The 13,241-nt window shown below is 62.6% G+C and carries 9 protein-coding genes; 3 read left to right on the top strand and 6 right to left on the bottom strand.

All coding sequences use genetic code 11. From position 1 onward, the window contains the following. Positions 1 to 461 (bottom strand): hypothetical protein (locus VME63_RS11105; protein WP_325433235.1); only part of this gene is annotated, 461 nt, incomplete at its 3' end. 167 nt (positions 462 to 628) lie between these two features. After that, positions 629 to 2,248 carry an amidase gene (locus tag VME63_RS11100; RefSeq protein ID WP_325433234.1) on the bottom strand — a complete coding sequence of 540 codons (1,620 nt, stop codon included), beginning with the start codon at positions 2,246 to 2,248 and terminating at the stop codon, positions 629 to 631. Between the two features lie 139 nt (positions 2,249 to 2,387). On the opposite strand from VME63_RS11100, the gene VME63_RS11095 reads away from it, so the two are divergent. Next, positions 2,388 to 3,095 carry a c-type cytochrome gene (locus VME63_RS11095; protein WP_414648245.1) on the top strand — a complete coding sequence of 236 codons (708 nt, stop codon included), beginning with the start codon at positions 2,388 to 2,390 and terminating at the stop codon, positions 3,093 to 3,095. Further along, positions 3,092 to 4,378, top strand: a complete 1,287-nt coding sequence (locus tag VME63_RS11090; RefSeq protein WP_325433232.1) for a cytochrome c — start codon at positions 3,092 to 3,094, stop codon at positions 4,376 to 4,378. Before VME63_RS11095 ends, VME63_RS11090 begins: the two co-directional genes overlap by 4 nt. Here VME63_RS11090 and VME63_RS11085 read toward each other — a convergent pair whose 3' ends face one another. The 4 genes from VME63_RS11085 to VME63_RS11070 all read right to left on the bottom strand — a co-directional run bounded on the left by VME63_RS11085 (position 4,379) and on the right by VME63_RS11070 (position 11,543). Then, complete coding sequence (locus VME63_RS11085) at positions 4,379 to 5,599, bottom strand: efflux RND transporter periplasmic adaptor subunit (RefSeq protein WP_325433230.1); 1,221 nt, start codon at positions 5,597 to 5,599, stop codon at positions 4,379 to 4,381. It abuts the gene before it with no gap. Further along, on the bottom strand, positions 5,583 to 8,771 hold the full coding sequence (locus VME63_RS11080; protein ID WP_325433228.1) for an efflux RND transporter permease subunit: 3,189 nt from the start codon (positions 8,769 to 8,771) through the stop codon (positions 5,583 to 5,585). Before VME63_RS11080 ends, VME63_RS11085 begins: the two co-directional genes overlap by 17 nt. Positions 8,772 to 9,016: 245 nt before the next feature. Beyond that, complete coding sequence (locus VME63_RS11075) at positions 9,017 to 10,921, bottom strand: LTA synthase family protein (protein ID WP_325433226.1); 1,905 nt, start codon at positions 10,919 to 10,921, stop codon at positions 9,017 to 9,019. Positions 10,922 to 10,997: 76 nt separating this feature from the next. Beyond that, on the bottom strand, positions 10,998 to 11,543 hold the full coding sequence (locus VME63_RS11070; protein ID WP_325433224.1) for a mismatch-specific DNA-glycosylase: 546 nt from the start codon (positions 11,541 to 11,543) through the stop codon (positions 10,998 to 11,000). A gap of 199 nt (positions 11,544 to 11,742) precedes the next feature. Between VME63_RS11070 and rng the strand changes: the two genes are divergently transcribed. Then, the gene (gene rng, locus VME63_RS11065) at positions 11,743 to 13,230 is read left to right on the top strand and encodes a ribonuclease G (protein WP_325433222.1); all 1,488 of its coding nucleotides are present in this window, start codon (positions 11,743 to 11,745) and stop codon (positions 13,228 to 13,230) included. The last annotated feature ends 11 nt before the right edge of the window (positions 13,231 to 13,241 follow it).

Raw genomic sequence — 13,241 nt, 5'->3', positions numbered from 1 at the left:
TAGCTGGCGGTTCCAGGCGGCAGCTTCGCGTAATAGTTGTAATTGTTCTGGACGCTCCCGCTATACCACCAGTTGCTGCGCCAGGTGTCGGGCCGGATGTCATGGCTATCCCATGCGCCCACCAATTGATAAACATTCTGGCCGTAAATCACCTGGTCGCCAGGTTTATATGTCCGGCCGGCCGCCCAAGGCTCGGGCGCGGTATGGTTCAGCCAGGTCTGGTAATCCACCGGTTTTGTATCGATGCCGGTGCCACCGCCGATGGGGTCATGGTGCTGGAGGTTGGTTTGAGCCGTGGTGTTTTTCGTATTGGAGGTTGTGGCCGGTTCTGCGGCGGCGGCGGTGGATGAGTTGGGCAAATCGCACGAAAGATAAGCGCCGTTGGCGCCAGGAAGTTTATCAATACGCATAAGAATATCTTTTACGTTATGTTGATTATTAAAACGTGTCTGGCGTTCCATCTGGAACACCAGACACGTCATGTCGCCGGGACGCAAAACGATTGGTCACCAGCTGCAACTCCATCCGATTCAGTCGATCCGTGGCAGTGGAAGGTTGCTATAACGTAAATGCGTGGACGCTCGATGCTGTGGTAATGAGATATCGGGTTACGCTTCGCCCACAACGCTCAGTGGCCGGCTACGGTCACCGGCGCATAAGAATGACCATCCACCGTGGGCAGGAATTTTGGCGCTTGCCAGGCATGGGTGTGTTGCTCAAAGCCATAGGCGATGGAAATCAGCGTCGGCTCGCTCCACTTCGTGCCGAAGAACACGATGCCAACCGGAAGCCCATGTGCCCAGCCCGCCGGTACGGTGATCGATGGGTAACCCGCCACGGCCGCCGGCTGTGAGGCTCCGCCAATGGTGGGATTGCCGCTGACGATGTGATCGCCCAGTACCAGGTCCGTGAGGTAAGCGGGGCCCCACGAAGGCGAGAGCAGCGCATCCAGATGATTGGCCTGCAGCGCGGCATCGATGCCTTGCGGACCGGAAAGTTGTTTCGCTTTGGTCAGCGCATCGGTGTACGCCTTGTCGGTCAGTGGCCCTTTGGCCTGCGCCTGTTCCAGCAGATCCTGGCCGAACCACGGCATTTCCTGCTGCGCGTGGCGCTGGTCAAAGGCGATCACGTCGGCCAGCGTTTTTACCTGCAGCCCGGTGCGGGTGGCGAGATAGGCGTTGAGATCGTGCTTGAAGTCATACAGCATCACGGTCATTTCCGGATCGCCCAGTTCCGACAGATGCGGCAGGACGACCGGATCGACGATGATCGCGCCCTGCGCTTTCATCGCGGCGATGGCTTCGTCGAGCACGCGGTCGGCATTGGGTTCGCTGCCGGCCAGCGCGCGCACCACGCCGATGCGCTTGCCGCGCAATCCGTTCGGGTCGAGAAAGCGGGTGTAATCGGTGGCGTGTTTGTCCGCATCGACGGTGGCCGGATCGTTGGGATCGCTGCCCGCCATGGCGCTGAGCAGAATAGCTGCGTCCGTGACGTCGCGCGCCAAGGGGCCCGCGGTGTCCTGGTTGTGGCTGATCGGGATGATGCCGCTGCGACTGACCAGGCCCAGCGTCGGCTTGATGCCCACGATGCCGTTCATCGATGCCGGACAGATGATCGAGCCGTCGGTTTCCGTGCCCACCGCCACCGGAACGAGCCCTGCCGCCACGGCGACGGCCGAGCCCGAGCTCGAACCGCAGGGGTTTCGATCCAGCGCGTAGGGGTTGCGCGTCTGTCCGCCACGGCCCGTCCAGCCGCTGCTGGCATGGGCCGAACGCATATCCGCCCATTCGCTCAAGTTGGCCTTGCCCAGGATGACCGCGCCCGCCTGGCGCAGCCGGACCACCAGCGCGGCGTCCTTGGGCGCGGGTGCGTCGGCCAAGGCGAGCGAGCCGGCGGTGGTAAGCGTGCGGTCGCCGGTGTCGATGTTGTCTTTCAGCAAGACGGGGATGCCGTAAAGCGGACCGTGCGCGGCGCCGTGCCGCTTGTCCAGCGCGGCGGCAATTTTCAGCGCGTCGGGATTCAACTCCAGCACCGAACGCAGGGTCGGCCCGGCCTGGTCGATCTTCCTGATCCGCGCGATGTCGTCCTGTACCAGCGTCTTGCTGCTCAGCTTGCCGGCATCCATTTGTTTGCGCAGTTCGGGAACGGTTTGCCAGGCCACGCCCTGGTGGTCGTCCTTGGCGGCAAGCGGGGTGACCGATGCGAGGGCAAGCGCCAACGCGGTGCACAACGGCAACAAACGGACCATGACGACCTCCGAAGCGAATCAGCACAAGGGTTGTGGCACGATGCCGCAGCATAACCGCACATGGCGCGGCTGGCGCACGCGGCCGCCTTATACTGCGGGCATGGGGAGAGCCGTCTTGCCGTTCGGATACCGCCGCATCATGTCATGGGTGCTTGTGCTGGCCGGTATGGTTGCCGGCGGTATCGCCTATGCCGATCAAGCGTCCGTGCCCGATACGCTGAAGCAACGCATCGCCGCTTGCACGGCTTGCCACGGTTTGCATGGCGAGGGTTCGCCCGGCAGCGGCTTCTTTCCGCGTTTAGCCGGAAAGCCGGCTGGATACCTGGCGCTGCAAATCCAGAACTTCCAGCGCGGGCGCCGCCATTACGCGCCGATGGAATACACGGTGCGGCAACTGAGTCCGGCCTACATTCACCAAATCGCCGAATACTTCGCCGCGCAGCAGGTGCCGTATGAGCGTGCACCCGTGCCGGATATCGCGCCGTCATTGCTGCAACGCGGGCAGCAGCTGGTGAGCCTGGGCGATCCCGCGCTCAAGGTGCCGCCATGCCAGGCCTGCCATGGCAAGGCGTTGACCGGCACCGAGCCGTCGGTGCCCGGGCTGGTCGGCTTGCCGTACGACTACATCAGTTCCCAGCTCGGTTCCTGGCGAACAGGTACGCGTGCATCGGCGGCACCCGATTGCATGGCCATCATCGCCAATCGCCTTGCGCCGACGGACATCAGCGCTGTCGCCGCATGGCTGGCCAGCCATGAGGTGCCTGCCGATACGCATCCGCAACCCGCCGGTTCCATTACGCCGCCCTTGCGCTGCGGTGTGCTCGATGCCGCGGGAGGCGGCTCATGAAGCGTCTGCTGTGGATTCCACTGGTGCTGGCGGTGCTGGCGCTTGCGTTGTGGTGGTGGCTGGCGCACCGGTCGAACGCGGCGCCCGGCATGGCGGAAGATCCGGCGATTGCGGCAATGCTGAAAGATCCGACCGTGATCGCCAAAGGCCGCTATCTGGCCACGGCTGGCGATTGCGTGTCGTGCCATACCGCCCAAGGCGGGGCTCGCTATGCGGGCGGGCGTTTGTTACCCACGCCGTTCGGCAATGTTCCATCGTCCAACCTCACGCCCGATCCGCAAACCGGGCTGGGACAGTGGCGCCTGGAGGATTTCTGGCGCGCATTGCACAGCGGCGTGGGCCGCCACGGTGAGCTGCTTTATCCGGTGTTCTCCTACACCTCCTTTACCAAGGTCACACGTGAGGATGCGATCGCGATCTTCGCGTATCTGAAATCCTTGCCGCCGGTGCGTCAGCAAGCCACGCCGCTGGGTTTGCGCTTTCCCTACAACGTGCGTGCCACGCTTGCGGCCTGGCGCGCGCTTTATTTCAAGGAAGGTGTCTATCAAGCCGATCCGGCGCAATCGGCGTCGTGGAATCGCGGCGCCTATCTGGTGCAGGGGCTTGGGCATTGCATCGAATGCCACGCACCGCGCGGCACATGGGGCGGCGTGGAGCCGCGCGCGCCGCTTTCCGGCGGACGTATTCCGGAAGTGGACTGGTATGCGCCGGATCTGAGCATGCAGGCACACGGTGGCCTGCAGGGATGGAGCAAGCAGGACATCGTCGATCTGCTCAAGACCGGCCAGGCGTCCAAGGGCAGCGCGCTGGGGCCGATGGCGGACGTGGTGGTGGGCAGCACGCAACACCTGCGCGATGAAGACCTGCAGGCGATCGCCGATTATCTGCAATCGTTGCCGGCACGCCCCAAGCCTTTGACGACCAAGCCCAGCTTCGATAGCAAACCGCTGATCGAGCGGGGGCAGGGTATTTATGCGCAGCGTTGCGCGAGCTGCCATGGCAAGGATGGCGCAGGGATAGCCGGTGTCTACCCACCGCTGGACGGCAATGCAACGGTGCTCGAACCCACCGGTATGAACGCCACCCGCGCGGTGTTGCTGGGCGGGTTTGCACCGCTGACGCAGGGCAACCCGCGTCCGTATTCGATGCCGCCGTACGCGCAACAACTGAGCGACGCGGATGTCGCCGCCGTCGTCACCTACGTTCGCCAGGCCTGGTCCAATCGCGCCGCTGCAGTGGAAGAGCGCGACGTCGTCACGTACCGGCATACGCCGGTGGACTGATCACTTCACAGCGGCTTGCCGGGGCGGGCTGGCCTGGCCCTTGTTGACGTTCACTTGCTGCCCCTCGTATATCGAATCGGGCGGGCTGATCACGATGCGGTCGTTGTCGTGGAGGCCGTCGACCACTTCCACGGTACTGCCGAAATCGCGCCCCAGCGTAATGGGCTGCAGATGAATATGCTGCTGGCTATCGACCAGTGCCACGCGCATGCCTTCGCTGCGAAACAGCAAGGTGTTGGCCGGCACGATGAAATCCCTGGTTGCCGTCGACACGGCCAGCTTGACGTTGGCATACACGCCCGGCACCAGTGCCTGGCTGGCGTTGTCCACGTCGATTTCGGTGCGCAGCGTACGCGTGGTGGGGTCCAGTGCATCGGCCGTGCGCGCCACGGTGCCGGCGATCGGCTTGGCGCCGTAGGTGTTTAGAGAGACTTCGGCGGGCATGCCGACCCGGATGCTGGCGGCGTAGTTTTCCGGCACGTCGACATACACGCGCAGCTTGCTGGTGTCGGCGATCACGAACAGATTGCTGCCGGTGGAGCCGGCGTCGATCAAGGCGCCGATGTCGAGGTTGCGCTGCGTGATCACACCGTCGAACGGCGCGGTGATGTGTTTGAAGTCTTCCAGGTTCTGCAGGTGCGCCACGTTGGCTTCATCGGCCTGCACGGTAGCCAGGTCGGCCTTGTATTGCGCCACGTACTGATCGCCCGTTTGCGCCGCCACCAGACCCTGCTGGACCAGCTTCTCGTAGCGATCGGCGGTGATCTTGGCGAAGTTCATGTTGGCCACGTCGGTGCGCATCTGCGCCTTGCCTTGCAGCAGCTGGTTATCGACATCGGGTGTGTCCAGCTCGGCCAGGCGCTGGCCTTTCTTCACGCGCGTGCCGATATCCACGTTCCACTTGGCGACGTAGCCGGTGGTGCGCGCGTAGATCTGCGCGTCCTGCCAGGAGGCGACGGTACCGGGCAGGGTAAGTTGCTGGTCCTGGGGTGCCGACTGGACGGTCGTTACGTTGACCGTGGCCACCGCGTCGCGGTTGGTGTCTTCGGCCAGCGCATGGCGGGCCTGGACGCGGGTGATGATGCCGTAGACGGCAAGCGCCGCCAGCGCGACACCGATGCCGATGAGAACCAGCCTGGCACCGTGCGATGGTTTGCCGGAGTGATGCGGAGCGGGGGCGTTGGCGCTGGACATGTAGGTGATCTCACGCGGCAGCCGCATCGCGGCGCGCCTTGCGGCGCCGATGCAGCAGACTGAAAAAGGTCGGGACAAAGAACAGGGTGGCGGCGGTGGCCAAGAGCAGGCCGCCGATCACGGCACGGCCCAGCGGCGCGTTCTGCTCGCCGCCTTCGCCAAGGCCCAGCGCCATCGGCACCATGCCGATGATCATCGCCAGGGCCGTCATCAACACGGGACGGAACCGCTGGTAGCCCGCTTCGAGCGCGGCCTTCACCGGGTCGTCGTGATGCGCCAGGCGCTCGCGCGCGAAGCTGATCACCAGGATCGAGTTCGCCGTTGCCACGCCCATGCACATGATCGCGCCCATCAGCGCGGGGACCGACAGCGGCGTGTGCGTGAGGAATAGCATCCACACCAGGCCCGCCAAGGCCGCCGGCAGCGCGGCGATGATGATCATCGGATCGAGCCAGCTCTGGAAATTCACCACGATCAGCAAGTACACCAGGATGATTGCGAACGCGAGGCCACCCAGCAATCCCTTGTAGGAAGCCTGCATCGTCTGCACCTGGCCGCGGATGTTGATATTCACGTCGCGCGGCAGGTTCTTCGAATGTTGCTCCACGATGCGTTGCACGTCGCTGGCCACGCTGCCCAGGTCCGTGCGATCGACCGAACCGTAGATGTCGATCAGCGGGCGCGTGCTGTAGTGCGATACCTCGGCCGGGCCGAAGCTGCGCCCGAAGCTGGCCAGATTGGCGAGAATCTGGCTGGGTGCGCCCGGGGTGGCGCTGCTCGCATTCGCCGCCGTTGCGCCGGACACGCTGGTGATCGGCAGATTCTTCAGTGCCTGCAAGGTATCGAGGCGATATTGCGGCGCCTGCGTGGCGAGCGTGTAGCTGATGCCGGTCCTGGGATCGACCCAGAAAGTGGGATTGACCTGCGAGGACCCCGCCAGCGCGGTGAGCAGGTTGCTGGCGATGTCGTTGGTGGTGAGGTTGACGATGCTGGCGCGCGTGCGATCCACGTTCACGTTGATCTGCGGCAGGTTCTGCGCCTGTTGGATGCGCAAATCCACCAGCCCGGGCACGTGCAGCAGATCGCTGTAGATCTCTTTGGCGATCCTCGTGGAAGCGTTGGAATCGTGGCTGGACACCTGTACGTCGATCGGTGCGGGCGCGCCGAAGTTCAGGATCTGGCCCACGATATCGGCGGGCAAAAACGAGAACACCACGCTTGGGTATTTGTGCTTGAGTTCATCGCGCAGCTTGCGCACGTACTCGATGGTCGGGTGATGGTCTTCGCTGAGCGTCACGAAGATATCGCCGTCGGACGTGCCGATGACGCCGGTGTTGCTGTAGGACAGGTTGATGCCGCTGTAGGGCACGCCGAGCGTGTCGACGATGCTTGCCAATTCCGCCTTGGGAATGACCTGGCGGATCACATTTTCGATGCCGTCGGCCTGCCTCGCCGTTTCTTCGATGCGCAGGCCCGTCGGGGCGCGGAAGTGCAATTTGATCTGGCCGCCGTCCACGTACGGGAAGAAGTCGCGCCCCAGCCACGGCGCGAGCAATCCCACCGACAGTGCGCAGCTGGCGAAAAACAGGATCGTGAACAGGCCGCGATGGCGTTCGGCCGTTTCCAGCGCATGGCGATAGCCCTCGCGAATCTTTTCGAAGCGGGTTTCAAAACCGTGCTGGAAGTGACTGAGCGCGCCGGTGGGCTTTTTATCGTGCTCGTGCTTCTGCAGCCAGAATAGCGACAGCGTGGGCACCAGCGTTCGCGACAGCACGTAGGAGGCCAGCATCGCAAACACTACTGCCTCGGCCAGCGGTGCGAACAGGTATTTCGCCACGCCGCCGAGGAAGAAGATCGGCACGAACACGATGCAGATCGACAGCGTGGACACGAACGCCGGCACCGCGATCTGGTGCGCGCCTTCCATGATCGCGTCGTAGACCTCCTTGCCTTCTTCCAGGTGCGAGTTGATGTTTTCGATCGTCACCGTGGCATCGTCGACCAGGATACCCACGGCCAGCGCAAGGCCGCCCAGCGTCATGATGTTGATCGTCTCGCCCAGCGCCGACAGCGCGATGATCGAGGCGAGGATCGACAGCGGGATCGAGATCGCGATGATCAGCGTAGAGCGCCACGAACCCAGGAACAGCAGAATCATCAGGCCCGTGAGGCCTGCCGCGATCGCGCCTTCGCGGATGACGCCGGAAATTGCCGCGCGCACGAACAGCGACTGGTCGGACAGCGAGTTGATCTGCAGCGCTTTGGGAATGGCCGCGCGGATGGCCGGCAGCATGCCCTGCAGGCTGTCCACGATATCGAGCGTGGAAGCATCGCCGATCTTCAGGATCGACATCAGCACCGCGCGCTGGCCGTTCACGCGCACGATGTTGGTCTGCGGCGGCGAGCCATCGTGCACGTGCGCCACGTCGCGCACGTAGATGGTGATGCCGTTGACGGTCTTGATCGGGGCGTTGTTCAGGTCCTCGGCGTTGAGCGGGCTGCCGTTCAAGCGCACGCTGTACTCGGTATCGCCGATTTTTTCCGTGCCCGCCGGCAGGATCAGGTTCTGGTCGGCGATCGCGGTGACTACGTCGGACGCAGCCAGGCCGTGCGCAAGCAGGGCCTGCGGATTGAGATCCACCTCCACCTGGCGCTGCTTGCCGCCATAGGGATAGGGGGTGGCCGCGCCACGCACGGAAGTGACGAAAGTGCGCACGATCTGGTTGGCGTCGTCGAAGATCGTGGTTTCCGACAATTGCTTGGACGACAACGCAAACTGCAGCACCGGCACGGTGGAAGCGTTGTACACCAGGATCAGCGGCGGCGTCGTGCCGGCCGGCATCGACTTGAGCACCGTCTGCGAAATCGCCGTCACCTGCGCCACGGCCATGTCGATCTTCACGTTCGGCTGGAAGAAGACCTTGATCAGGCCCACGCCGTTGAGCGAGTTGGTCTCGGTGTGCTCGATGTCATTGACGGTGGTGGTCAGTGCGCGCTCATAACCGGAGACGATGCGGTTGTTCATGTCTTCGGCGGGAAGCCCCGTGTATTGCCACACCACCGAAACCACGGGAATGTCGATGTTCGGGAAGATGTCGACCGGCGTGCGAAGAATGGCCAGGGGCCCCAGGATCAATAGCAGCAGCGCCAGAACGATGAAGGTGAGCGGCCGCTCAAGCGCGATTTTGACGATCCACATAACCGATGATTTCCATCAGCCCTCCAACGCACGGCGTGCCGCTGTGTGAGGACTGACATGAGGGGTTGCCGGGAAGATAGTAGCCTAGACAATTTTCTTGTTGGCAACCATAGGCCGGAGGCCATTGGAAATTGCGCAAATATTTGCGGCGGCGCAAGTTCTCCGGCTCATGTCGATATGCCAACGCTATCGCGATGCGTGTTGCCCCGTCCCCGCCGCGGTCGAACGCCCCCTTTTGCGGGTTCTCAGTGCTTGGCGGTCTCTGCTGCGGATGGGCTGGCGATGGTCGGAAACAACCTATTTTGCGCCTCCAGTTGGTAATAGCGCTCGACCAGCTGCTTTTTCTGCAAGAAGGCTTTTTTGTATTGCTCGGGTACGTCAGCCTCAGGATAGACGCCGGCGGGGTCGGTCGCGAAAAACTCGTCGCCGATGGCCGCCATGCCGATCAAGCTGGGTGTGGGTTCAAACAGCGATGTGCCCAGGAAGCTGTTGGTTTCCTTCTGGATGCCGAGCAGTTGCATGAGGGTGGGGGCCAGATCGATGGATGTTCTTGCTCGTGCATCCAGTATCGCGGGGAGCTTGTGCGTGGGGTCGTAAATGATCAGCGGAATGCGATCCACCAGCAGTGGCTTGTAGCCGTCGCCCGCTACGGCACGGTAATCCTGATCCGGATAGGTAGCGTGATCGGCGGTTAGTACAAGGATGGTGTTTTTCGCGTAGGGGCTAGCGAAGAAGTAATCGAGAAATGCGCCCAGCGCGTGATCGAAGTTATGCAGCTTGTTGAGCGCGGAGTTGCCGCCGTCGCCGTACTTCGCACCGTTGGGCATGATATCGATGAACGCGTGCGTCCCGAAATTGTAAAGACCCATGAAGAACGGGCGATCCTTGCCGTTCAGCTCGCCCCGGGTCATCAGCGCGCGCAGTGCACCAAACTCGTCGTCATCGCTCAGCGCTCCTTCCACGTAGTAAAGCTTGTTGCCGGGCAAGACCGTCCGGCTTACGTCTTCGAATGAATAAACTTTGTCGAATCCAAGCGAGCGCAATAAATCGTTGAGCCCGACGCGGTTGTAATGCGGGGATATGAAGTAGGTATTGTAATGCTCCTGTTTGAGCATCATGGGTACGGATCGGTATTGAATCGAAAGCGACGCCATTGTCGCGGCATCGGTGGCCTGGGTTTTGTCGTCATCGCCGCCGGCTTGCGGGTAACCCGACACCATTTGTCCACGCAGGCCGCGATACGTGGCCGCGGTGTGGTTGTAGTAATCGATGACGCGCATTGAAACACTGGCGAGCCGGTCGATGTTCGGTGTCAGTCCAGGATATTTGCCGCCATAGCAGCCAAGCAGCCGCGCGGATACGCCTTCGGAGAAGATGACGATGACGTTGGGCCGTGTACCGGCAACGCCTTTCGCCTGATAGGGCAGTGGCGTGTCGTAGATCAGGGACTTTTCAAGGGGAAAGCGTTCGCGGCTCGGCGCGGCGGATGGTGCGTTGAGCGAGTTTGCGCGATCTGCGTCGCCAACGCTTCGCGTCGAATCGAAAACGTTGCGCACGAAGGTAATGACCGGTGACTGTGTGTAGCCCACTTCGAGCATGCCAGTATCGTGCTGCCGTTGGAACAAAAGCGCGGCCGATAATCCTAAGAGCACGGCGATCGCCAGCCGTGTCCTGCCTTGCAATGGGGCGACGTTGTCTTGATCGCTGGCGGCAGCGAGCTTTTGTTCGCAAAGCTGTCCCACGACAAAGACCAGCCACCACGCCACGGCGAGTGCGATCGACATATACATGGTGGCATTTCGCACGATGCGGCTTTCCGCGCGATTTTGTATCGCCAGCACACTGATGAAATTGCCCGAAAGGTAGATCGAATAGATCTGTGCGGCGTAGACAAGGGCGATCGTAAGTGCCACGGCCCATGGCAAACCCAGCGCCAGGCGGCTCCCTCGGCGTCGGGCTAGCGCCAGCAGCACGTCGCAGATCAGCCATGCGCAAGCCAACTCGATGGCGGGGGCGGCGAAACGGACGCATGACATGAAGGCATCGTCATGCGTTGGCGTCGCGAAGAGGTACAGTACGAGCACGTAGGCGACCAGCAACCCCAGGAAAAAGACAGCGCGGTACGTCTTCGCAAGCCACGGCAAAATCATCCGCTCCCCCCTTTGTCGCATGGTTATCTTCCATCATGCCGCCGGCCCCTGCTCTGCGCCACTCGGGGCGATGAGCTCATGGCATGGCGTTTGAAGGTATTCCCGGGCTCGTGGCCAGTCTTGCGAGGACCATCCATGGCTCCAACTGCCAATGGCCTCGCGCTTGTCCGGATGGGGATGGCAGCACGAACAGGCGCGTGCCGCCGATAGAGCTGCCTTGCAGGCCATAGGCCGCCGCCCGCCCCAGTAGCGCCCGGGCTGCGTTCTTGCTGGTCAGGGCCAGGATGCCGGGGGCGTACTTTTCGACCTTGGTCACCAGCGCGGGGACGTCGAACGCGCCCAGGGGCAGTTCGTCATCGTTGCCGGCGTGGTGCTTGGCTAGGTCGGTAAGGCCAAGGCCGAATGGAGGAAGCTTGGGAAATTCCTGAGGCGTCAGCAGCCTTGGGGTGAATCCGGCCAGGAATAGCGCGCGCCAGAACAGGTTGCCGGGATGGGCATAGTAGGCGCCCTCCACAGCTGAACGCCTGCCGGCGGCGGTTCCACAGAACACGACGCGCAGGCGCGGCTGCAACACGTCGGGCAGGATGGGCAGGGGAGGCGGCGGGGGTGGGGTCTTGGGCATCGGTCGATACGGCTTGAGCGGGGCGGATGCATTGGGGCGGATAGGTTCAGGCTGCGTCAAGGAGCCACGGAGCGGTGCGCAGCGGCAGCAGGCTTGCCGAGACTTTACAAAACGCGCAAGTACAGGAGTAGCTGTGCGTTGCGCATCGACATGCCTCGCGTGCTGCCGCTATAAAGGTCGCTTGAACTTGGGGATGTCGGTGAGCGAAGAAATTTTGATCAATGTCACCCCGCGCGAGACGCGAGTGGGCGTGGTGGAGAACGGCATGCTGCAGGAATTGCATGTCGAGCGTACGTCGCGGCGCGGATACGTCGGCAACGTTTACAAGGGGCGGGTGCAGCGGGTCATGCCGGGCATGCAGGCGGTGTTCGTGGACATCGGCCTGGAGCGCGCCGCGTTCCTGCACGCCTCGGACATCGTCCGTCCGCCCCTGCCCGACGGCGCCGCCGAGGCACCGGCCGGCGGCAACGGCAATGGCCACATGCCCTCGATCAGCGAGCTGGTGCATGAGGGGCAGGAAATCGTGGTGCAGGTGGTCAAGGACCCGATCGGCACCAAGGGCGCGCGGCTGTCCACGCACCTGTCCATTCCCTCGCGCTATCTGGTGCTGCTGCCGCACGCCCGCACGCTGGGCATTTCCACGCGCATCGAGGACGAAACCGAGCGGCAGCGGCTGAAGGACGTGCTCACCCCGCTCATCGGCGACAACCCGTTGGGTTACATCGTGCGCACCAACGCCGAAGAGCAGTCGGCCGAGTCGCTTGCCTTCGATGTGACCTACCTGGGCAAGGTGTGGCGCGTGGTGCAGGAAAATATTGCCAAGGCCAAGGTCGGCGAGCGCGTGTACGAGGAACTTTCGCTGCCGCTGCGCGCACTACGGGATCTGCTCAACGACGATATCGAGAAAGTACGGGTGGATTCGCGCGAGACGTTCGAAAAAGTGGCCAAGTTCGTGCACAAGTTCATGCCGAGCCTGGACGATCGCATCGAACACTATTCCGGCGAGCGCCCGATCTTCGACCTGTACGGCGTGGAGGACGAAATCCAGCGTGCGCTGCGCAAGGAAGTGCCGTTGAAATCCGGCGGCTACCTGATCGTGGACCAGACCGAGGCGATGACCACCATCGACGTCAACACCGGCGGCTATCTGGGTACACGCAATCTGGAGGAAACCGTTTACCGGACCAATCTGGAAGCGGCGCAGGCGGCGGCGCGCCAACTGCGGCTGCGCAACCTGGGCGGCATCATCATCATTGACTTCATCGACATGACCGACGAAGAGCACAAGCGGCAAGTGATCCGCATGCTCGAAAAAGGCCTGGCCCGCGATCATGCCAAGACCACCGTCTACCCGATGTCGCAGCTGGGCCTGGTCGAAATGACGCGCAAGCGCACCACCGAAAGCCTGGAGCGCCAGCTGTGCGAACCGTGTCCGGCCTGCATGGGCCGTGGAGCGGTAAAGACGGCCGAAACCGTCACCTACGAAATTTTTCGCGAAATCACCCGCGCCGTGCGCCAGTTCAACGCGCAGAAGCTGCTGGTGATGGCCAGCCCCAAAGTGGTCGGACGCATCCTTGAGGAAGAATCCACCGCGGTGGCCGAATTGGAAGAGTTCATTTCAAAAAGCATACGCTTCCAGGCCGAAGAGCATTATTCGCAGGAACAATTCGATGTCGTACTACTTTGATCCGGGCCATT

Origin of the sequence: Dyella sp. (assembly GCF_035503745.1) — a bacterium.
Taxonomy (GTDB): Bacteria; Pseudomonadota; Gammaproteobacteria; order Xanthomonadales; family Rhodanobacteraceae; genus Dyella_B.
The sequence above is the reverse complement of the archived record's forward strand: the minus strand, read 5'-3'. Positions and strand labels throughout refer to the sequence as shown.

What these genes read in the sequence shown, in the direction of transcription:
- VME63_RS11100 (WP_325433234.1), bottom strand. Translation starts at nt 2,248, where the DNA reads ATGGTCCGTTTGTTGCCGTTGTGCACCGCGTTGGCGCTTGCCCTCGCA.
- VME63_RS11095 (WP_414648245.1), top strand. Translation starts at nt 2,388, where the DNA reads ATGTCATGGGTGCTTGTGCTGGCCGGTATGGTTGCCGGCGGTATCGCC.
- VME63_RS11090 (WP_325433232.1), top strand. Translation starts at nt 3,092, where the DNA reads ATGAAGCGTCTGCTGTGGATTCCACTGGTGCTGGCGGTGCTGGCGCTT.
- VME63_RS11085 (WP_325433230.1), bottom strand. Translation starts at nt 5,599, where the DNA reads ATGCGGCTGCCGCGTGAGATCACCTACATGTCCAGCGCCAACGCCCCC.
- VME63_RS11080 (WP_325433228.1), bottom strand. Translation starts at nt 8,771, where the DNA reads ATGTGGATCGTCAAAATCGCGCTTGAGCGGCCGCTCACCTTCATCGTT.
- VME63_RS11075 (WP_325433226.1), bottom strand. Translation starts at nt 10,921, where the DNA reads ATGATTTTGCCGTGGCTTGCGAAGACGTACCGCGCTGTCTTTTTCCTG.
- VME63_RS11070 (WP_325433224.1), bottom strand. Translation starts at nt 11,543, where the DNA reads ATGCCCAAGACCCCACCCCCGCCGCCTCCCCTGCCCATCCTGCCCGAC.